The organism is Pseudomonas sp. P65(2024), assembly GCF_057480955.1.
In genome coordinates, this window is the sequence record NZ_JBLIYX010000002.1 from 12086 (window position 1) to 36928 (window position 24843).

The following is a 24843-nucleotide window of genomic DNA, read 5'->3' on the forward strand; positions in this document are numbered from 1 at the left end:
GATGTCATTACAATATCATCACACCCCACGGAGGAGGCGCCGCCATGAATCAGCCCCGTCAGCTGGACAACGTCCTGTACACGATGATCCGCGACGAGAAGATCGCGGCGTTCAACCGCGAGAAGCCCAGCGATACGACTATCGACTTTCGAGGCGGTGATTTCCGCGGCCTGGACCTGCGCGCCCTGGATGTGCGCGGCATCGACTTCACCGACGCGTACTTTCGCGCCGCTGACCTGCGTGGGCTCGACCTGCGCGAAAACGGCCTGGAGGGCGCCAGCCTCGCCCACGCGCAGATCTCCGGGACCTACTTCCCGGCTGAGCTCAGCGCCGACGAAATCCTGATGTCAGTGAAGTTCGGGACGCGGATGCGATATCGCAGTGCTCGCCAAGGGTAAGTGCCTGGCCTGCGCCAGGCTGTGGATGGGAACTTTGTGGGAGCGGACACACGTGGGAGCGGGCTTGCCCCGCGATAGCGTCTGCCCCAGCGATCGCCATCGCGGGACAAGCCCGCTCCCACGCAACCCGCTCCCATAGGGTCCCACCCAGCGAAAGTACTGCATCCCGTCGGCGCCGATGGCAAAAGGCCGCGTTATTCACAACCCCCGCTACACTCCTCATTGACCTGCTCGCGATTTATCCCCACGACCCGTTCAGCCATCGCAAGGAGGCTCGATGAACGATGAATTGCAGCATCTGAAAAACCTTGGCAAGACCTCCGCGCAATGGCTGCACGCCGTCGGTATCCACAGTGCTTCGGACCTGCGCCGGCTCGGCGCGGTGGGTGCCTATCAAGCCGTGAGAACGCGAGGATTCCGGGCTTCGAAGGTGTTGTTGTACGCCATCGAGGGGGCCCTGCTGGACATGCACTGGAACGACCTGCCGGCCGAACGCAAGCAAGCGCTGAACCAGCAGCTCGACGCGAAGTGCCCGGCACAGAAAAACGAAAAATAATTCGCAAAAAACATTGACCTCGAAATGAGAATCGTTATGATTATCACAACTGGTCGCGAGACTGGTTGGGTAACCTGAATGCTCCCTGGTTCGGACGCTCAGATTATCTCCTCATCAGGCTAATCACGGTTATTGACCCGGCACTTTGCCGGGTCTTTTTTTGCCCGCGATTCAGTGCGCCTTGCGCAGCTGGGCGCAGTAGTCCTGCTCCGGCGTCGCCGGGGTATACCAGACGAAGTCAGCCATGGCTGGCTCGACCGCCTCCCCCACTTCCGCCAGCAACAGCACCGTGCCCTCGGCATTGGCGCCGAGATCGGCCAGGTGCAGGGGCACGCCCAGGTCCTTGCGCGCATGGTAGCTGCCGGTGAGCAGCAGTGCCGGCTGTGGCGCGGCCAGCAGCCGCTCGGCGATGCGTCGGTCACGCTGCTGCTGCACCGCCAGCATCGCCGGTAGCTGGCTTTCCGGCAGCAGGTTGCAGTGGCCGGCGCGCACCTGGGCCAGCAGCGCCTGCACCACTGCCGGCGCATTGGAGCGCTCGCCCGGGGGTGTCGCTGGCTGGCGATAGGCCCGGCGGACTTCCTCCGGCGACAGGTTAGCGGCCAGCAGCGGGTAAGGTTGGGCCAGGGCCTCGCGGACGATCGGCCCGTACAGCGCCCAGTTCCAGCCGGGCTGCCAGTCGAGGGCCTTGGGCAGGTCGGCTGCCGGCGACACCTTGCCCTTCTGCGCATCGACCAGGGCCTGCTGCCGCGGCTCAAGCATTTCCAGCAGCAGGCTGCCCTGTGGCCGACGACTCTCCAAGGCACGCAGCAACCAGAGCTGCAGGCGGTGGTGGTCGGGGTTGTCGTGCTTTTCACCCACCAGCACCCGTGGCGCATCGGCCAGGCGCTGGACCAGCTGCCCGGGACTCAAGGCCTGGCCGCTGGACAATTCGATGATCTGCCCCAACTGGACGTTGGCACGGCCCTCGGTACCCTGCCAGGCCGGCACGGGTGGCAGGCTCGCCTGGCAACCACCCAGCGCCAGCACCAGACAGATGGACAGCAGGGGATGGCGCATGGTGCAAGCCTCTTAGCGAGTGATGATCAGCGGATGGCCGCGCTCCGGGTGCGGCTGGACCAGGACATCGATACCGAACACTGCCCGCAGCGCCGTTGGCGTCAGCACCTGTTGCGGCGTGTCCAGGGCATGGCAGCGGCCCTGTTCCAGCAGCAGGATATGGTCACAGTAGCGCGCCGCCAGGTTCAGGTCATGCAGGATGACCAGCACCGCCGCGCCACGGTCGGCGAAGCTGCGCACCGCCTGCAGCGTGGTGTGCTGGTGCAGCGGGTCGAGCGCGGAGGTGGGCTCGTCGAGCAGCAGCGTGGTGCCGGGCTCGCCAGGCCACAGCTGGGCCAGCACCCGCGCCAAATGCACGCGCTGGCGTTCGCCGCCGGACAGCGCCAGGTAGCTGCGCTCGACCAGATACCCCGCATCCGCCGCCGCCAGCGCCGCATCGACGATCTCCCGGTCACGCTGACGGCCGCTGGCATGGGGCAGTCGACCTAAGCCGACCACCTCCTCGACACTGAATGCAAAGCCCAGGCTGGACACCTGCGGCAACACCGCCAGTCGCCGTGCCCGTTCCTGGCCCGGCCAGCCATCAAGGCTGCGACCATCGAGTTGCACCTGCCCGGCGCTGGGCGCCAGTTCGCCACACAGGGCGCCGAGCAGGCTGCTCTTGCCGGCACCGTTAGGCCCGAGCACGCCGAGGACCTGCCCGGGCCGCAGCGTCAGGTTGATGTCGTGCAGCACTTGGCTGCCACCACGCTTGAGAGACAGCCCTCGGACGTCGAGCATCAGCTGCGCACCTTCACCAGCAGGAACAGGAAGAATGGCGCCCCGATGAACGCGGTGACAATGCCGATAGGCAATTCCGCCGGGGCCAGGGCCAGGCGCGCGATCAAGTCGGCGAACAGCAGCAGGGTACCGCCCGCCAGCAACGAGGCCGGTAACAGCACCCGGTGGTCCGGTCCCGCCACCAGCCGCACCAGGTGCGGCACCACCAGGCCAATGAAACCGATCAGGCCGGCGGCGGCAACCGCCGCCCCCACGCCCAGCGCCGTGCAGAACACCAGTTCGCGCTTGAGCCCTTCGACCTCGATGCCCAAGTGACGGGCTTCCGACTCGCCCAATAGCAAGGCGTTGAGTGCCTGCGCCCGGCGCGGCAGCCACAGGGCCACGGCCGCCGCCACCAGCAGCAGGGGCCATAGCCGCTCATAGCTGGCGCCGTTGAGGCTGCCCAGGTTCCAGAACGTCAGGGTGCGCAGCGTGGCATCGTCGGCCAGGTAGGTGAACAGGCCCACCGCTGAGCCGCCGAGCGCGGTCATCGCGATACCGGCCAGGAGCATGGTGGCCACATTGGTCTGGCCGTCACGCCGCCCCAGGCGGTAGACCATCGCCGTCACGCCCAGCCCACCGACGAAGGCGCAGAGCGACAGCAGGTAAGGCGCGAACCAGTCGGGAATGCCCCCCAGCCAACTGCCGCCGACGATCGCCACCGCCGCGCCCAGGGCGGCGCCACTGGCGACGCCGACCAGCCCCGGGTCGGCCAGCGGGTTGCGGAACAGCCCCTGCATCGCCACCCCGGACAACGCCAGCACGGCACCGACCGCCAGCCCCAGCAGGGTGCGCGGCAGGCGGATCTGGCCGAGGATCATCTCGGCCTGCTCCAGGCCTTCGCCGGGCACCGGCAAGCCGACCAGGCGCAGGCCGGCGCGCAGGGTATCGAGCAACGGCAGGCTGACCGGGCCCAGCGCCAGCGACAGCCAGACCGCGAGCAGGCACAGCAACGCCAGGGTAATGAACAACGTACGTGGTCGAACCCGCTGCCTCATGGGGTGAAGCTGGCCTTGGCGGCAGGATAGAAGCTGGCGGCCAGCTCATGCAGGGTGGCCGGCAGGCGTGGGCCCAGGCCGCCGACCAGCAGCGTCGGGTCGAGCGACAGCAGGCGCTTGTCGCGCGCCGCGCGCGAAGTCGCCAGGGCCGGGTTTTCCTTGATCAGTGCCTGCAAGGCCTGCTCGCCGCTGAGGGCTCGGTCGGAGAACACCACCACGTCCGGATTCAGCGCGGCGAGGGCCTCCACCGAGAAGTTCTTGTAGCCCTGGTGATCGGCGAGGTTGCGTCCTCCCGCCTGGCGCAGCACCCAATCCCCGGCGGTACCCTGCCCCGCGATCATCGGCTTGGCGCCGGCATGGCCGATCAGCAGCAGGACACCGGGCGCCTTGTGCCCGGCCTGGGCCTGTTCGACCTCCTTGTGCAGCACCTCCAGTTGCCGACGATAGTCGGAGGCCAGTGCCTGGGCCTTCTTCTCGTCATCCAGCAACGCCCCCAGGTGCTTGAGGTTTTCGTCCACCGCATCAAGCTCAGCCTTGCTGGAGAACAACTCGACTCGTACCCCGGCCTTGCGGATCTGCGCCAATACTGGCGGCGGCCCCATCTCCTCGGTACCCACCAGCACATCGGGGCGCAGGCTGAGGATGCCCTCGGCCGACAACTGGCGCTGGTAGCCGATGCTGGGCAGCGCCTTGAGCGACTCGGGGTGTTGGCTGGTGGTGTCGACACCGACCAGCCGCTGCTCGCCGCCCAGGGCGCTGATCCACTCGCTCAGGGCACCACCGGCGCTGACCCAGCGCTGCGGCAGCTCGGCGGCCATGGTGTGGGCGGACAGGGCAAGACCGGCGCACAGGGCAATCAAAGCAGCGGGACGGCGCATCATCGGATTCCTTTGCAGAGGGCGGGCAGCACACCTTGTGGCGGGCGGCACAAGTGCGCACCATAGACAGCCTGGCGCGACGAATGCGGGCAATTTGATAATTATTCGCATTGAAGCGTCAAGCCATCCCTTTGTCACACGGCTTAACCGGAAACTCCGCTGCAATGCATTTTCTCTGCGCCTCCAACGACCTCGCCGAGGGCCATAGCCGCGCCTTCAGCGTAGCCGGCGTGCCGCTGTTCGGCGTGCGCCGCCAGGGCAAGGTCCACCTCTACCGCAACCGCTGCCCGCACCGGGGCATCCCGCTGAACTGGGCGGCGGACAGCTTTCTCGACGACAGCGCGAGCCTGATCCAGTGCGCCCATCACGGGGCCCAGTTCCTCATAGAAAGCGGCGAATGCATCACTGGCCCCTGCGCGGGCGAGTGGCTGGAGGCCCTGGACTGCCGGGAAGACAGCCAGGGCATCTGGCTCACGGAGTGAGCAGCACCGGCAGCGGACGGTCGATGACCAGTTGCTGCGCATCCAGGCGGGTGCCGTAGGCCAGTACCTCGACCCCTTGCGCCACGGCGGCGCGCAGGGCCTGGGCATAGGCGGCGTCGATCTCCTCGGCAGGGCGCACGGCCTCGATGCCGGTCAGGTTCACGCAATACAGCTGCACCGCGCGGATCCCCTGGCGCGCCAGGGTGGCCAGCTCGCGCAGGTGCTTGGCACCGCGCTGGGTGACGGCGTCGGGGAAGGCCGCCACCGGCGTGTCGGGGTAACCCAGGGTCACGCTCTTGACCTCGACATAGGCCTTGGCTCCGTCGGCATATTCCAGGTAGAAGTCGATCCGGCTGCGCTCCTCGCCATAGGCCACCTCACGCTTGAGCGTGGTGAAGCCGGCCAGCTCGCCGACCACGCCGGCGCGCAGGGCCTCCTCCACCACGGCGTTGGCGCGCCCGGTATTGACGCAGGCCAGCCGGCCCTGGGGCGTTTCGCTGATTTCCCAGGTACCCGGCAACTTGCGCTTGGGGTCGTTGGAGCGGCTGAACCACACCTGCCCGCCCTCGCGCATGCAATTGAGCATGGAGCCGGTGTTGGGGCAGTGGATGGTGATCTGCTCGCCACTGGCCAGCTCGATGTCGGCCAGGAAGCGTTTGTAGCGGCGCAGCAGGCGCGCCTGTTCCAGGGGCGGAAACTGCATCGGTCAGCCCTGCCAGCTCTGCAGGCCACGGGCGATGCGCTGTACCGCCTCTTCCAGGCGCGGCAGGCTCTGGGTGTAGGCGAAACGCACATGATGACCGGCCTGGTGTCGGCCAAAGTCCAGGCCCGGGGTAAACGCCAGGTGCTCGGTTTCCAGGAAATGCCGGCAGAACGCGAAGGCATCGCCGCCAAACGCGCTGATATCGGCATACAGATAGAAGGCCCCTTGGGGTTCCACGGCAATGCCGAAGCCCAGCCCGCGCAAAGCCGGCAGCAGGTAGTCGCGGCGACGGGCGAACTCGGCGCGGCGCTCCTCGAGGATGGCCAGGGTTTGCGGCTCGAAGCAAGCCAGCGCGGCGTGCTGGGCCATGCTCGGGGCACTGATGTAGAGGTTCTGCGCCAGCTTTTCCAGGTCGCCCACCGCCGACGGCGGTGCCACCAGCCAGCCCAGGCGCCAGCCGGTCATGCCGAAATATTTGGAAAAACTGTTGAGGACGAATGCCTCATCGTCCACCTCCAGCACGCTCGGCGCATCCATGCCGTAGGTGAGACCGTGGTAGATCTCGTCCACCACCAGATGCCCATGACGCTCGCGGGTGGCCTTGGAAAGGCTGGCCAGCTCGTCGCGGTCGAGCACCGTGCCGGTCGGGTTGGCCGGCGAGGCGACCAGGGCGCCGACGGTGTCCTTGTCCCAATGGCGATCGACCAGATCGGCGGTCAATTGGTAATTGACGTCCGGCCCCACCGGCACCAGTTGCGCACCGCCTTCGACCAGGCGCAGGAAATGCCGGTTGCACGGATAACCCGGGTCGGCCAGCAGCCAGTGCTTGCCCGGATCGACCAGCAGGCTGCTGGCCAGCAGCAGCGCGCCGGAACCGCCCGGGGTGATGAGCACGCGCTCTGGATCGAGGTCCACACCGTAGCGCTGGCCATAGAACCCGGCGATCGCCTCGCGCAGTTGCGGCAGGCCACGGGCCGCCGTGTAGCGGGTGTGCCCGGCGGCCAGGGCGGCCTGGCCGGCGGCGACGATCGGCGCGGCGGTGGTGAAGTCCGGCTCGCCGATCTCGAGGTGAATCACGTCGTGGCCCGCGGCCTGCAGCTCGTTGGCACGGGCCAGCAGGGCCATGACGTGGAAGGGTTCGATGGCGCGACTGCGCGCACTGTGTGGCTGAGCCATGGGCCTTCTCTCAATTGGGTCTAAACTGGTGATTCTACCTGTGCACGCCAACGAACGCGCCGGTGATGCCGCTGTCAAAAGCAGGCATAGGGCGGGGTAGCGCACCCCGGATCTATCTGGTAAGTTCGGCGGCTCGCAGTCGCAGGGCCGGCGGGCGCCGGAGATGGAAGCAGCCTGCGCATTGGATCAGATGAGTGAGAGGCGGTCTATTCATGTCCACCGTAGAAAAGCAAAAAGTCCAGACCATGTACGGTGTCGAACCCTACGTAGAGACCAAGGGTGAGGAGTACATGGGCGAGCTCATGAAGCAGCACTTCACCAAGCTCCTCAACGCCTGGAAAGGCGAGCTGATGGTCAGCGTGGATCGCACCGTGGACCACATGAAGGACGAAGCAGCCAACTTCCCCGACCCGGCGGACCGTGCCAGCCAGGAAGAAGAATTCGCCCTGGAGCTGCGCAACCGCGATCGCGAGCGCAAGCTGATCAAGAAGATCGACAAGACCCTCGACAAGATCAAGGCCGACGAGTACGGCTGGTGCGATTCCTGCGGCATCGAGATCGGCCTGCGCCGCCTCGAGGCCCGTCCGACCGCCGACCTGTGCTTCGACTGCAAGGAAATTGCAGAGAAGAAGGAAAAGACTGTCGGTAAAGGCTGATCCCGGACCCTCGCAGACGGGGCGTATCGGTTGTGGAAGCAGGCTAGCCCGCTTTCTACGACGGGTACGCCCCGTCTTCATTTATATAGCTGTGCAATCCATGAACGACTCCCGCTACATCGGCCGCTTCGCCCCCACCCCCAGCGGCTTCCTGCACTTCGGCTCGCTAGTCGCCGCCCTCGCCTCCTGGCTCGACGCCCGCGCCGTCAACGGTCGCTGGCTGCTGCGCATGGAAGACACCGACCCGCCCCGGGAGATGCCCGGCGCCCGTGACGCGATCCTGCAGACACTGGAGCGCTACGGGCTGGAGTGGGACGACGAGGTGGTGTTCCAGAGCCAGCGTCACGATGCCTATGCCACGGTAGTCGACCGCCTGTTCAACATGGGCCTGGCCTATGCCTGCACCTGCTCGCGCAAGCAGCTGGAAGGCCACAACGGCATCTACCCGGGTTTTTGCCGCAACGCCGGGCACGCCCGCGAAGGCGCGGCGATCCGTCTGCGGGTGCCGGAGCTGATCTACCGATTCAGCGACCGGGTCCAGGGCACGTTCGAGCAACACCTGGGGCGCGAGGTGGGCGACTTCGTCATCCAGCGTCGCGACGGGCTGTATGCCTACCAGCTGGCGGTGGTGCTGGACGATGCCTGGCAGGGTGTCACCGATATCGTGCGCGGAGCCGACCTGCTGGACAACACGCCGCGCCAGCTGTACCTGCAGGAGTTGCTGGGGTTCTCGCAGCCGCGTTACCTGCACATTCCATTGATCGTGCAGCCGGACGGGCACAAGCTGGGCAAGTCGTACCGCTCGCCACCACTGGAGGCGGACCAGGCGACGCCATTGCTGCTGCGCGCCCTGCGGGCATTGGGACAGCAGGCAGATCCGGCACTGGCGGGGGCCAGCCCACGTGAAGTGCTTGCGGCGGCCCGGCAGCAATGGCGGCCGGAGCAAATTGCGCGGCAGATGACGGTGCCCGAGGCGCAATTGCGCTAAAGCAGTACCGGCCCTATCGCGGGGCAAGCCCGCTCCCACGCAGACCACATTGGCATCGTGGGAGCGGGCTTGCCCCGCGATAGGGCCAGAACACGCAATACCAAAATCAAAAGCCCAACAAATTCAACCCCTTGGCGAACCCTACCGATTCCCGCTAGCATCGCCCCAGCCATTTGCGCCAATAATAAGTCCAAGCCCGCAGCGCCCAACCCATCGAGGCCAGCATGTACATCTATCGTTTGGTCCTGCTTCTGGTCGTGGGGATCTATCTGTTCTCCCCGGCCATCATGGACTGGTGGATCGAGCCGACCGGAGCCTGGTACCGCCCCTACCTGCTCTGGCTGATCCTGATCGTCGTCACCTTCATCCTGCAGAGCCAACGAGATGCCGATGAGCTTTAGCCTGACCCAGATGATCCTGATCAGCGCCGCCTACCTGCTGGTGCTGTTCGGCGTGGCCTGGATCAGCGAACGTGGGCTGATCCCGCGCGCGGTCATCCGCCACCCCTTGACCTACACCCTGTCGCTGGGCGTCTATGCCAGTGCCTGGGCCTTCTATGGCTCGGTCGGCCTGGCCTACCAGTACGGCTACGGTTTCCTCGCCTGTTACCTGGGTGTGTCGGGGGCGTTCCTGCTGGCGCCGGTGCTGCTCTACCCGATCCTCAAGATCACCCGCACCTATCAGTTGTCGTCGCTGGCCGACCTGCTGGCGTTTCGCTTTCGCAGCACCTGGGCCGGCGCGCTGACCACCATCTTCATGCTGATCGGCGTGCTGCCGCTGCTGGCCCTGCAGATCCAGGCGGTGGCCGACTCGATCAGCATCCTCACCGGCGAGCCGGTCAAGGCGCGGGTGGCGTTCGCCTTCTGCGTGCTGATCGTGCTGTTCACCATCTTCTTTGGCTCGCGCCATATCGCCACCCGCGAGAAGCACGAAGGCCTGGTGTTCGCCATCGCCTTCGAGTCGGTGATCAAGTTGCTGGCCCTGGGCGGCGTCGGCCTCTACGCGCTGTACGGCGTGTTCGGCGGCCCCCACGGCCTGGAAGTCTGGCTGCTGCAGAACCAGACCGCCCTCGCCGCCCTGCACACGCCACTGCAGGAGGGGCCGTGGCGCACCCTGCTGCTGGTGTTCTTCGCCTCGGCGATCGTCATGCCGCACATGTACCACATGGCCTTCACCGAGAACCTGAGCCCACGCTCGCTGGTCAGCGCCAGCTGGGGCCTGCCGCTGTTCCTGCTGCTGATGAGCCTGGCCGTGCCGCTGGTGCTGTGGGCCGGCCTGCGCCTGGGCGCCAGCACCAACCCCGAGTACTTCACCCTGGGCCTGGGCATCGCCGCCAACAACGAAGCGCTGGCGCTGCTGGCCTATGTCGGCGGGCTGTCGGCCGCCAGCGGGCTGATCATCGTCACCACCCTGGCGCTGTCGGGCATGGCCCTGAACCACCTGGTGCTGCCGCTGTACCAGCCGCCAGCCGAAGGCAACATCTACCGCTGGCTGAAATGGACCCGTCGGGCCCTGATCGTCGCCATCATCACCGCCGGCTTCGTCTTCTACCTGACCCAGAACACCCACCAGAGCCTGGCCAACCTGGGCATCGTCGCCTTCGTCGCCACCTTGCAGTTCCTGCCCGGCGTGCTTTCGGTGCTGTACTGGCCGACCGCCAATCGCCGCGGCTTCATCGCCGGGCTGCTGGCCGGCATGCTGGTGTGGATGGTGACCATGCTGCTGCCACTGCTGGGCAACCTGCAGGGCTTCTACATCCCGCTGCTGGACATGATCTACGTGCTGGACGACACCAGCTGGCACATGGCGGCCATCGCCTCGCTGGCGGCCAACGTCCTGCTGTTCACCCTGATCTCGCTGTTCACCAACGCCAGCAGCGAAGAAGTCAGCGCCGCCGAGGCCTGCGCGGTGGACAACGTGCGTCGCCCGCAGCGCCGCGAGCTGCACGCTGCCTCGCCCCAGGAGTTCGCCACCCAGCTGGCCAAGCCACTGGGCGCCAAGGCCGCGCAGAAGGAGGTCGAGCAAGCCCTGCGCGACCTCTACCTGCCCTTCGACGAACGCCGCCCCTATGCCCTGCGCCGCCTGCGCGACCGCATCGAGGCCAACCTCTCCGGCCTGATGGGCCCTAGCGTGGCCCAGGACATGGTCGAGACCTTCCTGCCCTACAAGTCCGGCAACGAGAACTACGTCACCGAGGACATCCACTTCATCGAGAGCCGCCTCGAGGACTACCACTCACGCCTGACCGGCCTTGCAGCCGAGCTCGACGCCCTGCGCCGCTACCACCGCCAGACCTTGCAGGAACTGCCCATGGGCGTGTGCTCGCTGGCCAAGGACCAGGAGATCCTGATGTGGAACAAGGCCATGGAGGAGCTCACCGGGATCGCCGCCAAGCACGTGGTCGGTTCGCGCTTGGTGACTATCGGCGAACCCTGGCGCGGCCTGCTGCAAGGCTTCATCAACGTGCCCGACGAGCACCTGCACAAGCAGCGGCTGGCACTCGATGGCCAGCCGCGCTGGCTCAACCTGCACAAGGCGGCCATCGACGAGCCGCTGGCCCCGGGCAACAGCGGCCTGGTGCTGCTGGTCGAGGACCTCACCGAGACCCAGGCGCTGGAAGACAAGCTCGTGCACTCCGAGCGCCTGGCCAGCATCGGTCGCCTGGCCGCAGGGGTGGCCCACGAGATCGGCAACCCGATCACCGGCATCGCCTGCCTTGCGCAAAACCTGCGCGAGGAGCGCGAAGGCGACGGCGAGATCATCGAGTTGTCCAGCCAGATTCTCGAACAGACCAAGCGCGTGTCGCGCATCGTCCAGTCGCTGATGAGCTTCGCCCATGCCGGCGGCAGCCAGCAGAACAGCGAGGAGCCGGTGTGCCTGGCCGAAGTCGCGCAGGACGCCATTGGTCTGCTGGCGTTGAACCGGCGCAATTTCGAAGTACAGTTCTTCAACCTCTGCGACCCGCAGCACTGGGTCGAGGGCGACCCGCAGCGCCTGGCCCAGGTACTGATCAACCTGCTTTCCAACGCCCGCGACGCCTCCCCGCCAGGCAGCGCCGTGCGCGTGCGCAGCGAAGTGAACGAACACACCGTCGACCTGATCGTCGAGGACGAAGGCAGCGGCATCCCGAAAAGCATCATGGACCGCCTCTTCGAACCCTTCTTCACCACCAAGGACCCGGGCGAAGGAACCGGACTGGGGCTCGCTCTGGTCTATTCCATCGTGGAAGAGCATTATGGGCAAATCACCATCGACAGCCCGGCCGACATCGAGCGCCAACGTGGTACCCGGATCCGCGTGACCCTGCCCCGGCATGTCGTAGCGACGTCCCCTGAAATTCGAGACCGTCGAGAGAATTGAATCAATGCCGCACATTCTGATCGTCGAAGACGAAACCATCATCCGTTCGGCCCTGCGTCGCCTGCTTGAGCGGAACCAGTACCAGGTCAGCGAAGCCGGCTCGGTGCAGGAAGCCCAGGAACGCTTCAGCATTGCCACCTTCGATCTGATCGTCAGCGACCTGCGCCTGCCGGGCGCCCCGGGCACCGAGCTGATCAAGCTCGGCCAGGGCACACCGGTGCTGATCATGACCAGCTACGCCAGCCTGCGCTCGGCGGTGGACTCGATGAAGATGGGCGCGGTGGACTACATCGCCAAGCCCTTCGACCACGACGAGATGCTCCAGGCCGTGGCCCGCATCCTGCGCGACCGACACAACGCCCCGGCCACCGCGCCTGCCGCCGAACCTCGTGCCGGCAACGCCAAGGCCGTCAGCGACAAGGCCGGTAGCGCGGCCGCCAACGGCGAGATCGGCATCATCGGCTCGTGCCCGCCCATGCAGGACATGTACGTCAAGATTCGCAAGGTCGCCCCGACCGACTCCAATGTGCTGATCCAGGGCGAGTCGGGCACCGGCAAGGAGCTGGTCGCCCGCGCCCTGCACAACCTTTCGCGCCGGGCCAAGGCACCGATGATCTCGGTAAACTGCGCGGCGATTCCGGAAACGCTCATCGAATCGGAGCTGTTCGGCCACGAGAAGGGCGCGTTCACCGGTGCCAGCGCCGGGCGCGCGGGCCTGGTCGAGGCCGCCGACGGCGGCACCCTGTTCCTCGACGAGATCGGCGAACTGCCCCTTGAGGCCCAGGCCCGCCTGCTGCGCGTGCTGCAGGAAGGCGAGATCCGCCGGGTCGGTTCGGTGCAGTCGCAGAAGGTCGATGTGCGCCTGATCGCCGCGACCCACCGCGACCTGAAGAACCTGGCCAAGGCCGGGCAGTTCCGCGAAGACCTGTACTACCGCCTGCACGTGATTGCCCTGAAGCTGCCGGCCCTGCGCGAGCGCGGCAGCGACGTCAACGAGATCGCCAATGCCTTCCTCGCCCGCCAGAGCGCGCGCATCGGCCGCGACGACCTGCATTTCTCCCACGAGGCCGAGCAGGCCATCCGTCACTACAGCTGGCCGGGCAACGTGCGCGAACTGGAGAACGCCGTGGAGCGCGCGGTGATCCTTAGCGAGAGCGCGGAAATTTCTGCCGAGCTGCTGGGCATCGACATCGAGCTGAGCGACCTGGAAGACGACGACGTACTGGACAACCTGCCGAGCCTGGCCAGCGCCAACAACGCCAGCCACGAGCCGACCGAGGACCTGTCGCTGGAGGACTACTTCCAGCATTTCGTTCTCGAGCACCAGGACCACATGACCGAGACCGAACTGGCGCGCAAGCTGGGCGTCAGCCGCAAATGCCTGTGGGAGCGCCGCCAGCGCCTGGGCATCCCGCGGCGCAAGAGCAACGCCACCAGCGACAATTGATTCAACGCCGACAGATCGCGGGGAATGCCCGCTCCCACGCCAGCCTTGCCTGGTCCGTGGGAGCGGGCATTCCCCGCGATGCGTTTGCGCGGTAACACATCAGTTCCCGCAAAAATCTGTTACCCCACCCTGTCAGGCGTAACATCTCCGAGGCGTAAGGTAACGAAATTTCTACATTTGCCCCGCGCCAAAACCTGCCTGAATCACTGAACCCCCCGATTTCATTGGGTTTTCAAAAGTTGGCACGGCACCTGCTATATGTCTGGTACAAGAACAATAACAAGCACTGCAACTCAGAATAAGAACAAGACGAAACGACTCACGCACAATAAGAACAAGACGGCGGAGGCGCAGCTAACTGATTCTTTTGGAGAGGCGTTGTGTTTGGGGCTTGCCCCACGATCAGGCAGAGAACAACAAAAACTGCACTAAAAAGCAGCACCTGAACTGATTGGATCGACAGATCAGCATCAACTCGGCGACCAAAGCAATCCGTTTGCTCTTCACCCCTGGTTTGGGGGTCGTCCACAAGCTTTCAGATTTGTGGACAGGGCATTCAACAAAAACAAGAAGCCCGTAAAAAAACAATAAGAGCACGCAACGACTTGATGGGGAGCTTCGGCTCCCCATGTCGTTTCTCCCCTTCGTATCACCCCCTGCGACACCGCCTACACCATTCCCCCAGTAAATGCTAGAATCCCCGCCCATCATGCGGCCATTCTCCTATCCTTGGCCGATCATTCCTTCAAACAGTGCATCCCATGCTGAAGAAGCTGTTCCAGTCGTTCCGCCCGCCCGTTCGTGGCCAGCACCACAGGCGCACCACGCCTGAAGTGATCAACAAGAGCCAGCACTCGCTGCAGCGCAGCCAGTTCAGCCGCCATGCCGTGAGCATCGTCGAGCGTCTGCAGGCAGCCGGTTACCAGGCCTACCTGGTCGGTGGCTGTGTCCGCGACCTGCTGCTGGGCATCACGCCCAAGGACTTCGACGTCGCCACCAGCGCCACGCCCGAGCAGGTCCGCGCGGAGTTCCGCAACGCCCGCATCATCGGTCGGCGCTTCAAGCTGGTCCACGTGCATTTCGGCCGTGACATCATCGAGGTCGCCACCTTCCGTGCCCCGCACTCGGATGAAGACCAGTCCGATAGCCACCGCTCGTCGCATAACGCCAGCGGCCGCATCCTGCGCGACAACGTATACGGCACCCTGGAAGAAGACGCGCAACGCCGCGACTTCACCATCAACGCCCTGTACTACGATCCGGTCAGCGAGCGCATCCTCGACTACGCCAACGGTGTCCATGACATCCGTAATCGTCTGCTGCGCCTGATCGGCGACCCCACGCACCGCTACCAGGAAGACCCGGTACGCATGCTGCGCGCCGTGCGCTTTGCCGCCAAGCTGGACTTCGGCATCGAGAAGCACACCGTGCAGCCAATCCGCGAGCTGGCGCCCATGCTGCGTGACATTCCGCCGGCACGCCTGTTCGAGGAAAGCCTCAAGCTGTTCCTCAACGGCCAGGGCGCGATCACCTTCGAGATGCTGGTCGACCTGCAACTGTTCGAGCCGCTGTTCCCGGCCAGCAGCCAGGCCCTGGAAGAGCGCCCGACCTACACCCACACCCTGATCAGCCAGGCCCTGAGCAACACCGACCTGCGCGTCAAACAGGGCAAGCCGGTGACCCCGGCGTTTCTCTTCGCTGCCCTGCTCTGGCCGGCCCTGCCGGGACGTGCGCTGTACCTGCAGAGCCAAGGCGTGCCGCCGATCCCGGCCATGAACGGCGCGGCCCACGACCTGATCGCCGAGCAGTGCGCGCGCATTGCCATTCCCAAACGCTTCACCCTGCCGATCCGCGAGATCTGGGACATGCAGGAGCGCCTGCCACGGCGCAGCGGCAAGCGCGCCGACATGCTACTGGACAACCCGCGCTTCCGCGCCGGCTACGACTTCCTGCTGCTGCGTGAAAGCGCCGGCGAGGAAACCGACGGCCTGGGCGAATGGTGGACCGACTACCAGGACGCCAACGACAGCCAGCGCCGCGACATGATCCGCGAGCTAGGCAGCCGCGACGACGGTGCCGGCGGCACTGCCGGCCCACGCAAGCGCAAGCGCAGCGGCGGCAAACGCAAGCGCGACGACGAGCAGGCCTGGGACTGAGCATGAACACCCGTGCGTTCATCGGCTTGGGCAGCAACCTGGATGAGCCCGCCGAGCAGCTGCGCAGCGCCCTGCAGGCGCTGGACCTGATCGCCGACACCCGCCTGGCGGCGGCCTCGGCGCTCTACACCAGCGACTCGCTGCTGCCCGGCCAGCCGCGCTACACCAATGCCGTGGCGGCCATCGACACGGTCTTGGCGCCGCTGGAGCTGCTTGACGCGCTGCAAGCCATCGAGAACGACCAGGGCCGCGTGCGCCAGGAGCGCTGGGGCCCACGCACCCTCGACCTCGACGTGCTGTTGTTCGGGGACCAGGTCATCGACGTGCCGCGCCTGCAGGTGCCGCACTATCACATGCACGCCCGCCCCTTTGTGCTGTACCCGCTCGCCGAGCTGGTGCCCGCCGAATTCCGCCTCGCCGACGGTCGCGCACTGGCGCAGCTGCTCGAAGATTGTCCGTTCGTCGGCCTGGAACGCCTGTAATTCGGGCGTTTCCGACCGCGGTAACGCCAGTAACACCGGTGCCGTAACAATGCGGTAACACGCCTGGTTGACTTCCCCCACCTCGCTCACGACTATAGGCGTCCCGCGGCGCCACTCTGCCGCAATCACCCATTTAGGCCCGGACGGACCTGTGCCCGAACATCACAGACGATGATGTGCCGCTCCGGAAGATGAATACACGCGTTGTACGCAGTTGTTGTTCACAGCGCCTGAACGAGGATTCCCCTACATGCCTGAAGTAACCCTGACCACCCTGCACGGCCTGAAGGCCAAGGGCGAAAAAATCACCATGCTGACCTGCTACGACGCGACCTTCGCCAAGGTCGCCAGCCAGGCCGGCGTGGAAGTCCTGCTGGTGGGCGACTCCCTGGGGATGGTCCTGCAGGGCCATGACAGCACCCTGCCCGTCACCAACCGCGACATGGCCTACCACACGGCGTGCGTCAAACGCGGCAATGATGGCGCGCTGATCCTCGCCGACCTGCCGTTCATGGCCCATGCCACTCCCGAACAGGCCTTTGCCAACGCCGCCGAACTGATGCGCGCCGGCGCCCACATGCTCAAGATCGAAGGCGCCGCCTGGCTGGCCGAAACCATTCGCCTGCTGGCCGAGCGCGGCGTGCCGGTGTGCGCGCACATGGGCCTGACCCCGCAGACGGTCAATGTGCTGGGGGGCTACAAGGTCCAGGGTCGCCAGGAAGCCCAGGCCCGGCAAATGCGCGCCGACGCCATCGCCCTGGAGCAGGCCGGCGCGGCCATGCTGCTGCTTGAGTGCGTGCCCAGCGAACTGGCGGCGGAAATCACCCAGGCGGTAAGCATTCCGGTGATCGGCATCGGCGCCGGCAGCGCCACCGATGGCCAGGTGCTGGTCCTGCATGACATGCTCGGGCTGTCGCTCAGCGGCCGCGTGCCGAAGTTCGTGAAGAACTTCATGGCCGGCCAGCCGGACATCCAGAGTGCCCTGGCCGCCTATGTCCGTGCGGTCAAGGAAGTCAGTTTCCCAGGCAGCGAACATGGGTTCAGCGCATGAATACCGTCAAGACCGTCCGTGAACTGCGCGCCGCCGTAGCCCGCGCCCGTGGCGAAGGCAAGCGCATCGCCTTCGTGCCGACCATGGGCAACCTGCACAGCGGCCACGCCGCCCTGGTGACCAAGGCCGCCCAGCGCGCCGACTTCGTGGTCGCCAGCATCTTCGTCAACCCGCTGCAGTTCGGCGCCGGCGAGGATCTGGACAAGTACCCCCGCACCCTCGCCGCCGACCAGGAAACACTGCTCCAGGCCGGCTGCCACCTGCTGTTCGCCCCCACCGTCGAGGAGATGTATCCCGACGGCATGGCGGTGCAGACCCGGGTGAGCGTGCCGCAGCTCTCCGAAGGCCTGTGCGGCGCCAGCCGCCCCGGCCACTTCGAAGGCGTGGCGACGGTGGTCAGCAAGCTGTTCAACATGGTCCAGCCGGACTTGGCCGTGTTCGGCGAAAAAGACTTCCAGCAACTGGCGGTGATCCGCGCCATGGTGCGCGACCTGAACATGCCGATCCAGATCATCGGCGAGCCGACCGTGCGCGCCGAGGACGGCCTGGCGCTGTCGTCGCGCAATGGCTACCTGACGCCAGAACAGCGAGCCACCGCCCCGGCGCTGTACCGCACCCTGAACGGCATCGCCGAGGCCCTGCGCCATGGCCAGCGCGATTTCGCGGCGCTGATCGCCGAGGGCCAGGCGCAACTGGAAGCGGCAGGCCTGCGCAAGGACTACCTGGAAGTGCGCCACGCCCTGACGCTGCGCCCGGCGATGATCGACGACCGTGACCTTGTGGTGATCGCGGCGGCGTACCTGGGTAATACCCGTCTGATCGACAACATATACCTGCACCTGGAAGAGCAGACCGCCTGACATCCGCGCGTGGGCGCGGCGAATCGTCGCCCCACGCACGCCAGGTATCCAGGTGGTGACAATTTTTAATCCACACCGTTTGCCTCGCCCCATTCCCGCCTTGGCGCCAATGCCTATAATGTCCAGCTTGCAACCGGCAACGAATGCCGCTGTCCAAGCCTGACCATGCACCAAGGAAACCACCCGCAATGGCGTATTACCGTACCCCCCACGATGTGACGGCGCTGCCCGCCTGGCAGGCGCTTCAGCAACACCGCGACGCCATGCAGGGCTTCAGCATGCGCGAAGCCTTCGCCGCCGACGGCAAGCGCTTCGAGCAGTTCTCCTTGAGCAGCTGCGGCCTGTTCCTCGACTACTCGAAGAACCTGATCACCGAGCAGACCCGTGACCTGCTGGTGAACCTGGCCAAGGAAGTCGACCTGGAAGCGGCCATCAAGTCGATGTTCAGCGGTGAGATCATCAACGCCTCCGAAGGCCGCCCGGTGCTGCATACCGCCCTGCGCCGCCCGGTCGGCGACAAGCTCAGCGTGAACGGCGTCAACGTGATGCCGGAAGTGCACAAGGTACTGAACCAGATCACCGAACTGGTCGGCCGCATCCACGACGGCCTGTGGCGCGGCTACAGCGAAAAACCGATCACCGACGTGGTCAATATTGGCATCGGTGGCTCGTTCCTCGGCCCCGAGCTGGTCTCCGAGGCGCTGCTGCCCTACGCCCAGCGCGGCGTGCGCTGCCACTACCTGGCGAACATCGACGGCAGCGAGTTCCACGAGCTGTCGGCCAACCTGCGCGCCGAGACCACCCTGTTCATCGTCTCGTCGAAGTCGTTCAACACCCTGGAAACCCTGAAGAACGCCCAGGCCGCGCGCACCTGGTACCTCGCCCAGGGCGGTTCGGAGGCAGAGCTGTACCGTCACTTCATCGCCGTGTCGAGCAACAAGGCCGCGGCCGTGGCCTTCGGCATCCGCGAAGAGAACATCTTCCCGATGTGGGACTGGGTCGGCGGCCGCTACTCGCTGTGGTCGGCCATTGGCCTGCCAATCGCCCTGGCCATCGGCACCGCCAACTTCAAGGAACTGCTGTCCGGCGCCTACACCATGGACCAGCACTTCCAGACCGCGCCGTTCGAAAAGAACATGCCGGTGCTGCTGGCCCTGCTGGGCGTGTGGTACGGCAATTTCTGGGGTGCCCAGGCCCATGCGATCCTGCCGTACGACCACTACCTGCGCAACATCACCAAACACCTGCAGCAGCTGGACATGGAATCCAACGGCAAGAGCGTTCTGCAGGACGGCAGCCCGGTGAAGACCGACACTGGCCCGGTGATCTGGGGCGGCGTCGGCTGCAACGGCCAGCACGCCTACCACCAGTTGCTGCACCAGGGCACCCAGCTGATCCCGGCCGACTTCATCGTTCCGGTGGTGAGCTTCAACCCGGTGGCGGACCACCATCAGTGGCTGTACGCCAACTGCCTGTCGCAGAGCCAGGCGCTGATGCTCGGCAAGACCCGCGAGGAAGCCGAGACCGAGCTGCGCGCCAAGGGCCTGAACGAGGCCGATATCGCCAAGCTGGCACCGCACAAGGTGATCCCGGGCAACCGTCCGAGCAACACCCTGGTGGTCGAGCGCATCAGCCCGCGCCGTCTTGGTGCGCTGGTGGCGATGTATGAGCACAAGGTGTTCGTGCAGAGCGTGGTCTGGGGCATCAACGCCTTCGACCAGTGGGGCGTCGAGCTGGGCAAGGAACTGGGCAAGGGTGTCTACCAGCGCCTGGTCGGCGCCCAAGAGGACAACGCCGAGGATGGTTCGACCCAGGGCCTGATCAACTACTTCCGCGGCCGTCACCGCGGCTGATCGACCAGCAAGACCAATCGCGGGGCAAGTCGCATCGGTGCGCCGATGCGACTTGCCCCGCGATGCTTTGCACCCGGGAACACCCCCACCTTCTACACTGTCCATCGAATAAGCCGTTGCAGTCCCTCGCCCCTAACAAGAGCAGGACCACCCGCCATGTTCGATCTCCGCGACTATCCCCAAGCCCTGGCCGTGAGCCAGTCCGCCGCCCTCAGCGACGACGACTACCGCCGCCTCTACCGCCAGTCGGTGGATGCCCCCGACACCTTCTGGGCCGAACAGGCCAGGCGCCTGGACTGGATCAAGCCCTGGTCGAGTGTGCAGCAATGCGACCTGAACACTGGCAGCGCCCGCTGGTTCGACGGCGCCCAGCTGAATGTCAGCCTTAACTGCATCGATCGCCACCTGGCCCAGCGCGGCGAGCAGACCGCCCTGCTCTGGGAGGGCGACGATCCCGCGGACAGCAAGGCCATCAGCTACCGCGAACTGCACCGCCAGGTCTGCCGCCTGGCCAACGCCCTGAAAGCCCGTGGCGTGAAAAAAGGCGACCGGGTTTGCATCTACATGCCGATGATCCCCGAAGCCGCCTACGCCATGCTCGCCTGCACGCGCATCGGCGCCATCCATTCGGTGGTGTTCGGCGGCTTCTCCCCCGACGCACTGCGCGACCGTATCCTCGACGCCGACTGCCGTACAGTGATCACCGCCGACGAAGGCGTGCGTGGCGGCAAGCGCATCCCCCTCAAGCAGAACGTCGACAAGGCCCTTACCAGTTGCCCGGCGGTGAGCAGCGTATTCGTGATCAAGCGCACCGGCGCTGACGTGGCCTGGAGCGAAAGCCGCGACCTCTGGTACCACGAGGTGACGGAAAAAGCCGGTGACGACTGCCCGGCCGAACCGATGAACGCCGAGGACCCGCTGTTCATCCTCTACACCTCGGGCAGTACCGGCAAACCCAAGGGTGTGCTGCACACCACCGCTGGGTACCTGCTGCAGGCGACCATGACCTTCAAGATCGTGTTCGACTACCGTGACGGCGAGGTGTTCTGGTGCACCGCCGACGTCGGCTGGGTCACCGGCCACAGCTATATCGTCTACGGCCCGCTGGCCAATGGCGCGATCTCGCTGATGTTCGAGGGCGTGCCCAACTACCCCGACACCTCGCGCTTCTGGCAGGTGGTCGACAAGCACCGGGTGAACATCTTCTACACCGCGCCCACCGCCCTGCGCGCGCTGATGCGCGAAGGCCCCGAGCCCTTGCAAAGTACCTCGCGCCAGAGCCTGCGCCTGCTCGGCAGTGTCGGTGAGCCGATCAACCCGGAAGCCTGGGAGTGGTACTTCAAGGCCGTCGGACAGAAACGCTGCCCCATCGTGGACACCTGGTGGCAGACCGAGACCGGCGGCATCATGCTCACCCCCCTCCCCGGCACGCCAAGGCTCAAGCCGGGCTGCGCCACCCAGCCGATGTTCGGCGTGCAACCGGTACTGCTGGACGACAAAGGCAAGCTGATCGAAGGCCCCGGCGCCGGGCTGCTGGCGATCAAGGCCAGCTGGCCCGGGCAGATCCGTAGCGTCTACGGCGACCACCAGCGCATGGTCGACACCTACTTCAAGCCGATGCCCGGCTACTACTTCACCGGTGACGGAGCCCGCCGCGACGCCGATGGCGACTACTGGATCACCGGGCGCATCGACGACGTGATCAATGTCTCCGGCCACCGTATCGGCACCGCCGAGGTGGAGAGCGCCCTGGTGCTGCACGACAGCGTCGCCGAGGCCGCCGTGGTCGGTTACCCCCATGACCTCAAGGGCCAGGGGGTATACGCCTTCGTCACCCCCATGAACGGCGTCGTGCCGGACGACGCGCTCAAGGCCGAACTGCTGGCCCTGGTCAGCAAGGAGATCGGCAGCTTCGCCAAGCCTGAACTGATCCAGTGGGCGCCCGCACTGCCCAAAACTCGTTCGGGCAAGATCATGCGGCGCATCCTGCGCAAGATCGCCTGCAACGAACTGGACAACCTGGGCGACACGTCCACCCTCGCCGACCCGAGTGTGGTCCAGGGGCTGATCGACAAACGCCTGAATCAGTAAGCAGCTTCACAGGGCGGTCTCTGCCGGCCGCCCTGGGGCGATTTGACATATCGGTAAATCCCGATATTATCGCGTCATGGAACTGCTCGACGTATTCAAGGCACTCTCGAACCGCACACGCCTCGAGATCCTCAAAGGCCTGAAAGACCCGGTGAAACACTTTCCTCCGCAGGACGAAGGTGACGTTCACACCGTGGGTGTCTGTGTGAGCAGTATCCAGGAAGGCGTGGGGTTGTCGCAGTCAACGGTGTCCGACTACCTGGCCACCCTGCAGCGTGCAGGCCTGGTCGAGGTCCGCCGCATTGGCCAGTGGACCTACTACAAGCGCAACGAAACGGCCATCAGCGCGCTCGCGGAGCTGATCGGGAGCGAACTGTAGGGTTTGCTTTTATCTCAATATATCGGTATTTCCCGATATCCCGCTTTAACGAAACCACGGAGCAATCACCGAGGTGCCTGCCAGGCGCCCAGAACCAGAAAGGCAGTTTGATCCCACTTATTATATCGATATTTCTCGATATCCCTTTTTATCGAAGCGAGGAAACACCATGAAAGCGTTAATACTGGATGCCTTCGGCGGCCCGGATGCGTTCGTCTATCGTGACACCGCCAAACCGGTGCCAAAGGCCGGGCAGGTGCTGGTCCGGGTGCATGCCACCTCCGTCAACCCGCTGGACTACCAGGTCCGCCGCGGCGACTATCCCGACCTGGTGCCGCTGCCGGCCATCACCGGGCACGACGTCTCCGGCGTCGTCGAAGCCGTCGGGCCTGGGGTGACGGCGTTCAGCCCCGGTGACGAAGTGTGGTACACCCCGCAGATCTTCGAAGGCGCCGGCAGCTATGCCGAATACCACGTCGCCGCCGAAGGCATCGTCGGCCTGAAGCCGCCGTCGCTGAGCCATCTCGAGGCGGCAAGCCTGAGCCTGGTCGGCGGCACGGCCTGGGAGGCGCTGGTGGTCCGCGCGGCGCTCAGGGTGGGCGAGAGCATCCTGGTGCATGGCGGTGCCGGCGGAGTCGGTCATGTGGCGATCCAGCTGGCCAAGGCCATGGGCGCCAGGGTCTTTACCACGGCGCGCGAAGCGAACGCCGAATTCGTTCGGCGCATGGGCGCCGATGTGGTCATCGACCACGAGCGCCAGGACTATGTCGATGTCATCCTCAAGGAAACCGCTGGCCATGGCGTCGACGTGGTGTTCGACACCATCGGCGGCGATGCCCTGTCTCGCAGCCCGGACGCCCTGGCCCAGTTGGGCCGCGTGGTGTCGATCGTGGACATTGCGCAGCCGCAGAACCTCCTGCAGGCCTGGGGCAAGAATGCGAGCTATCACTTTGTCTTTACCCGCCAGCAGCGCGGCAAGCTCGATGAGCTGAGCGCGCTGGTCGAACGCGGCCAACTGCGGCCACATGTGGGCGCCGTCTACCCCCTGGCCGACGTTGCGCTCGCCCACGCCCGGCTGCAAAGCCCCAACAATGGCCTGCAAGGAAAGATCGCCATTGCGGTCGTGCCTGCGAACACCCCAGCCAGCGTTTGACGCCCCCATCACCCAACGAGAACCGCCATGATCTACGAAATCGCCATACTTCCCATCCAGCCGGCACATATCGACAGCTTCAGGCACGCCTTCGCCGAAGTGGCCCCTCTGCTCAGCCGGGCCAATGGGCACATCAGCCACCTGCTCGCGCAAGGGATCGAAGCACCCTATCAATTCAACCTGATTGTGCAGTGGCAATCCCTCGAGGATCACACGCCTGGCTTCGAGGCCAGTGAAGATCACCAGGTCTTCATGGCCCACCTGTCGCCGTATTTTTCCGAGGAGCCCACGGTTTATCATGTCCAGGGTGGCACGTTCGAGACGCGCTCCACCTCAGGCCCGGCTGATGACCGGCTGAACGATAAACGCCTCAATTCATAGACGGCCGCCATGGCGGCCAGCACAGGTCGCCATGGAAGTCCTACGCCGTCGCATCGAAACCCAGGTAATGAGCCTCACCGGGCTGGCCCTCGGCCAGCTCGACCTGGAATCGCCCAAAGGCGATCCCGGCCTGTTCGGCCCACAGAGCATCAGCTGGCGGGTACATGGCGACTTCCCCAGCATGCTGGTGGGCGGGATCAGCGCGTTGATGCTGCAACTGCTGCACCCGCTGGCATTGGCCGGGGTGTGGGATCATTCGAATTTCCGTCAGGACCTGTTAGGACGCCTGCGCCGCACCAGTCAGTTCATCTCCGGCACCACCTTCGGCTCCACCCGCGACGCCGAGTGGCTGATCGACAAGGTCCGCACCATCCACCTCAAGGTCACCGGCACCGCGCCCGACGGCCGCCCCTATGCGGCCAGCGACCCAGACCTGCTGACCTGGGTGCATGTGGCCGAAGTCAGCAGCTTCCTCGCCGCCCACTTGCGCTATCGCAACCCCCGCCTGCCGCGTGCCGAACAGGACGCCTACTACGACGAGATCGCACTGATCGCCGAACGCCTCGGTGCACGTGACGTGCCACGTTCCTGCGCCGAGGTCGACGAGTACCTGCAACGCATGCGCCCGCAACTGCAGTGCGACGCACGCAGCCTGGAGGTGGTGGACATCCTGCTCAAGGCCCCGGCGCCCAGCCGGATGGCAGAACCGGTGGGCAAGCTGATGCTCAAGGCCGGCATCGACCTGCTGCCAGAGTGGGCTTGCGCCATGCTCGGCCTGCACCTGGGCGCGGTCGAACGGCGCATGATCCGCCTGGGCCTGGACAACACCGCCCCGGTACTGCGCTGGGCCATGCGCGACGGTTCGGCGCACCGAGCACGGCGGCGCATGGGCCTCGAATGAGGTATTTTGCTCCGTTCAT

24 protein-coding genes are annotated in these 24843 nt (G+C 65.6%); 18 read left to right on the forward strand and 6 right to left on the reverse strand.

All coding sequences use genetic code 11. The annotated features are described in order from the left end of the window. The first annotated feature begins 44 nt into the window (after positions 1–44). Positions 45–398: a pentapeptide repeat-containing protein gene (locus AC25MA_RS02795; RefSeq protein WP_088851449.1), complete on the forward strand. Its 354-nt coding sequence runs from the start codon at positions 45–47 to the stop codon at positions 396–398. A gap of 277 nt (positions 399–675) precedes the next feature. Then, the gene (locus tag AC25MA_RS02800; RefSeq protein ID WP_028691223.1) at positions 676–954 is read left to right on the forward strand and encodes a TfoX/Sxy family protein; all 279 of its coding nucleotides are present in this window, start codon (positions 676–678) and stop codon (positions 952–954) included. Between the two features lie 171 nt (positions 955–1125). Here the strand turns inward: AC25MA_RS02800 and AC25MA_RS02805 are convergent, their stop codons facing one another. From AC25MA_RS02805 to AC25MA_RS02820, 4 genes are read right to left on the reverse strand one after another with little or no spacing between them, the layout of a single operon-like run. Then, a complete protein-coding gene (locus AC25MA_RS02805) occupies positions 1126–2010 on the reverse strand; it encodes a ChaN family lipoprotein (RefSeq protein WP_069017548.1) in 885 nt (294 codons plus the stop codon). A gap of 12 nt (positions 2011–2022) precedes the next feature. Further along, the gene (locus AC25MA_RS02810; RefSeq protein ID WP_069017547.1) at positions 2023–2790 is read right to left on the reverse strand and encodes a heme ABC transporter ATP-binding protein; all 768 of its coding nucleotides are present in this window, start codon (positions 2788–2790) and stop codon (positions 2023–2025) included. Beyond that, entirely contained in the window at positions 2790–3773 is a 984-nt protein-coding gene (locus tag AC25MA_RS02815; RefSeq protein ID WP_169740504.1) for a FecCD family ABC transporter permease, read from the reverse strand. The genes AC25MA_RS02810 and AC25MA_RS02815 overlap by 1 nt, the downstream gene beginning before the upstream one ends. 50 nt (positions 3774–3823) lie before the next feature. Continuing rightward, positions 3824–4708, reverse strand: coding sequence for a heme/hemin ABC transporter substrate-binding protein (locus AC25MA_RS02820; protein ID WP_349739101.1), 885 nt, complete (start codon positions 4706–4708; stop codon positions 3824–3826). Positions 4709–4869: 161 nt separating this feature from the next. On the opposite strand from AC25MA_RS02820, the gene AC25MA_RS02825 reads away from it, so the two are divergent. After that, complete coding sequence (locus AC25MA_RS02825; RefSeq protein WP_028691228.1) at positions 4870–5187, forward strand: Rieske (2Fe-2S) protein; 318 nt, start codon at positions 4870–4872, stop codon at positions 5185–5187. Here AC25MA_RS02825 and sfsA read toward each other — a convergent pair. Continuing rightward, entirely contained in the window at positions 5177–5890 is a 714-nt protein-coding gene (gene sfsA / locus AC25MA_RS02830) for a DNA/RNA nuclease SfsA (RefSeq protein ID WP_069017544.1), read from the reverse strand. The genes AC25MA_RS02825 and sfsA overlap by 11 nt on opposite strands. A 3-nt stretch (positions 5891–5893) precedes the next feature. After that, positions 5894–7066, reverse strand: a complete 1173-nt coding sequence (locus tag AC25MA_RS02835; RefSeq protein WP_028691230.1) for a pyridoxal phosphate-dependent aminotransferase — start codon at positions 7064–7066, stop codon at positions 5894–5896. A gap of 212 nt (positions 7067–7278) precedes the next feature. Between AC25MA_RS02835 and dksA the strand changes: the two genes are divergently transcribed. From dksA to AC25MA_RS02910, 15 genes are all read left to right on the forward strand, one after another. Next, complete coding sequence (gene dksA, locus AC25MA_RS02840; RefSeq protein ID WP_028691231.1) at positions 7279–7722, forward strand: RNA polymerase-binding protein DksA; 444 nt, start codon at positions 7279–7281, stop codon at positions 7720–7722. A 100-nt stretch (positions 7723–7822) separates the two neighbouring features. Next, positions 7823–8710, forward strand: a complete 888-nt coding sequence (gene gluQRS / locus AC25MA_RS02845) for a tRNA glutamyl-Q(34) synthetase GluQRS (protein WP_028691232.1) — start codon at positions 7823–7825, stop codon at positions 8708–8710. Positions 8711–8934: 224 nt separating this feature from the next. Next, positions 8935–9111 (forward strand): hypothetical protein, encoded by a 177-nt coding sequence (locus AC25MA_RS02850; RefSeq protein WP_003250005.1) that lies wholly within the window; start codon positions 8935–8937, stop codon positions 9109–9111. Next, entirely contained in the window at positions 9095–12070 is a 2976-nt protein-coding gene (locus tag AC25MA_RS02855) for a sensor histidine kinase (RefSeq protein WP_028691233.1), read from the forward strand. The genes AC25MA_RS02850 and AC25MA_RS02855 overlap by 17 nt, the downstream gene beginning before the upstream one ends. A 4-nt stretch (positions 12071–12074) precedes the next feature. After that, positions 12075–13517, forward strand: coding sequence for a sigma-54-dependent transcriptional regulator (locus AC25MA_RS02860; RefSeq protein WP_069017543.1), 1443 nt, complete (start codon positions 12075–12077; stop codon positions 13515–13517). Positions 13518–14278: 761 nt separating this feature from the next. Next, positions 14279–15673: a polynucleotide adenylyltransferase PcnB gene (locus AC25MA_RS02865; protein ID WP_028691235.1), complete on the forward strand. Its 1395-nt coding sequence runs from the start codon at positions 14279–14281 to the stop codon at positions 15671–15673. Positions 15674–15675: 2 nt separating this feature from the next. Beyond that, the gene (gene folK, locus AC25MA_RS02870) at positions 15676–16155 is read left to right on the forward strand and encodes a 2-amino-4-hydroxy-6-hydroxymethyldihydropteridine diphosphokinase (protein ID WP_486971774.1); all 480 of its coding nucleotides are present in this window, start codon (positions 15676–15678) and stop codon (positions 16153–16155) included. Positions 16156–16405: 250 nt separating this feature from the next. After that, positions 16406–17206 carry a 3-methyl-2-oxobutanoate hydroxymethyltransferase gene (gene panB, locus AC25MA_RS02875; RefSeq protein WP_028691237.1) on the forward strand — a complete coding sequence of 267 codons (801 nt, stop codon included), beginning with the start codon at positions 16406–16408 and terminating at the stop codon, positions 17204–17206. Beyond that, positions 17203–18066, forward strand: coding sequence for a pantoate--beta-alanine ligase (gene panC, locus AC25MA_RS02880; protein ID WP_028691238.1), 864 nt, complete (start codon positions 17203–17205; stop codon positions 18064–18066). The genes panB and panC overlap by 4 nt, the downstream gene beginning before the upstream one ends. A 188-nt stretch (positions 18067–18254) precedes the next feature. Continuing rightward, a complete protein-coding gene (pgi, locus tag AC25MA_RS02885; protein ID WP_028691239.1) occupies positions 18255–19919 on the forward strand; it encodes a glucose-6-phosphate isomerase in 1665 nt (554 codons plus the stop codon). Positions 19920–20075: 156 nt separating this feature from the next. Beyond that, complete coding sequence (acs, locus tag AC25MA_RS02890) at positions 20076–22010, forward strand: acetate--CoA ligase (RefSeq protein WP_349738993.1); 1935 nt, start codon at positions 20076–20078, stop codon at positions 22008–22010. Positions 22011–22086: 76 nt separating this feature from the next. After that, positions 22087–22389, forward strand: a complete 303-nt coding sequence (locus AC25MA_RS02895; RefSeq protein WP_028691241.1) for an ArsR/SmtB family transcription factor — start codon at positions 22087–22089, stop codon at positions 22387–22389. Between the two features lie 169 nt (positions 22390–22558). Continuing rightward, positions 22559–23542, forward strand: a complete 984-nt coding sequence (locus AC25MA_RS02900) for a zinc-dependent alcohol dehydrogenase family protein (RefSeq protein ID WP_028691242.1) — start codon at positions 22559–22561, stop codon at positions 23540–23542. A 27-nt stretch (positions 23543–23569) separates the two neighbouring features. After that, entirely contained in the window at positions 23570–23923 is a 354-nt protein-coding gene (locus AC25MA_RS02905) for an antibiotic biosynthesis monooxygenase family protein (RefSeq protein ID WP_028691243.1), read from the forward strand. 31 nt (positions 23924–23954) lie between these two features. Continuing rightward, the gene (locus AC25MA_RS02910; protein ID WP_062360913.1) at positions 23955–24824 is read left to right on the forward strand and encodes an oxygenase MpaB family protein; all 870 of its coding nucleotides are present in this window, start codon (positions 23955–23957) and stop codon (positions 24822–24824) included. Positions 24825–24843: the final 19 nt, after the last annotated feature.

What these genes read in the sequence shown, in the direction of transcription:
- AC25MA_RS02905 (WP_028691243.1), top strand. Translation starts at nt 23,570, where the DNA reads ATGATCTACGAAATCGCCATACTTCCCATCCAGCCGGCACATATCGAC.
- folK (WP_486971774.1), top strand. Translation starts at nt 15,676, where the DNA reads ATGAACACCCGTGCGTTCATCGGCTTGGGCAGCAACCTGGATGAGCCC.
- AC25MA_RS02855 (WP_028691233.1), top strand. Translation starts at nt 9,095, where the DNA reads ATGCCGATGAGCTTTAGCCTGACCCAGATGATCCTGATCAGCGCCGCC.
- AC25MA_RS02795 (WP_088851449.1), top strand. Translation starts at nt 45, where the DNA reads ATGAATCAGCCCCGTCAGCTGGACAACGTCCTGTACACGATGATCCGC.
- AC25MA_RS02825 (WP_028691228.1), top strand. Translation starts at nt 4,870, where the DNA reads ATGCATTTTCTCTGCGCCTCCAACGACCTCGCCGAGGGCCATAGCCGC.
- pgi (WP_028691239.1), top strand. Translation starts at nt 18,255, where the DNA reads ATGGCGTATTACCGTACCCCCCACGATGTGACGGCGCTGCCCGCCTGG.
- AC25MA_RS02835 (WP_028691230.1), bottom strand. Translation starts at nt 7,066, where the DNA reads ATGGCTCAGCCACACAGTGCGCGCAGTCGCGCCATCGAACCCTTCCAC.
- AC25MA_RS02805 (WP_069017548.1), bottom strand. Translation starts at nt 2,010, where the DNA reads ATGCGCCATCCCCTGCTGTCCATCTGTCTGGTGCTGGCGCTGGGTGGT.
- AC25MA_RS02820 (WP_349739101.1), bottom strand. Translation starts at nt 4,708, where the DNA reads ATGATGCGCCGTCCCGCTGCTTTGATTGCCCTGTGCGCCGGTCTTGCC.
- panC (WP_028691238.1), top strand. Translation starts at nt 17,203, where the DNA reads ATGAATACCGTCAAGACCGTCCGTGAACTGCGCGCCGCCGTAGCCCGC.
- acs (WP_349738993.1), top strand. Translation starts at nt 20,076, where the DNA reads ATGTTCGATCTCCGCGACTATCCCCAAGCCCTGGCCGTGAGCCAGTCC.
- dksA (WP_028691231.1), top strand. Translation starts at nt 7,279, where the DNA reads ATGTCCACCGTAGAAAAGCAAAAAGTCCAGACCATGTACGGTGTCGAA.
- sfsA (WP_069017544.1), bottom strand. Translation starts at nt 5,890, where the DNA reads ATGCAGTTTCCGCCCCTGGAACAGGCGCGCCTGCTGCGCCGCTACAAA.
- AC25MA_RS02800 (WP_028691223.1), top strand. Translation starts at nt 676, where the DNA reads ATGAACGATGAATTGCAGCATCTGAAAAACCTTGGCAAGACCTCCGCG.
- AC25MA_RS02900 (WP_028691242.1), top strand. Translation starts at nt 22,559, where the DNA reads ATGAAAGCGTTAATACTGGATGCCTTCGGCGGCCCGGATGCGTTCGTC.
- AC25MA_RS02860 (WP_069017543.1), top strand. Translation starts at nt 12,075, where the DNA reads ATGCCGCACATTCTGATCGTCGAAGACGAAACCATCATCCGTTCGGCC.
- AC25MA_RS02895 (WP_028691241.1), top strand. Translation starts at nt 22,087, where the DNA reads ATGGAACTGCTCGACGTATTCAAGGCACTCTCGAACCGCACACGCCTC.
- AC25MA_RS02850 (WP_003250005.1), top strand. Translation starts at nt 8,935, where the DNA reads ATGTACATCTATCGTTTGGTCCTGCTTCTGGTCGTGGGGATCTATCTG.
- panB (WP_028691237.1), top strand. Translation starts at nt 16,406, where the DNA reads ATGCCTGAAGTAACCCTGACCACCCTGCACGGCCTGAAGGCCAAGGGC.
- gluQRS (WP_028691232.1), top strand. Translation starts at nt 7,823, where the DNA reads ATGAACGACTCCCGCTACATCGGCCGCTTCGCCCCCACCCCCAGCGGC.
- AC25MA_RS02865 (WP_028691235.1), top strand. Translation starts at nt 14,279, where the DNA reads ATGCTGAAGAAGCTGTTCCAGTCGTTCCGCCCGCCCGTTCGTGGCCAG.
- AC25MA_RS02810 (WP_069017547.1), bottom strand. Translation starts at nt 2,790, where the DNA reads ATGCTCGACGTCCGAGGGCTGTCTCTCAAGCGTGGTGGCAGCCAAGTG.
- AC25MA_RS02910 (WP_062360913.1), top strand. Translation starts at nt 23,955, where the DNA reads ATGGAAGTCCTACGCCGTCGCATCGAAACCCAGGTAATGAGCCTCACC.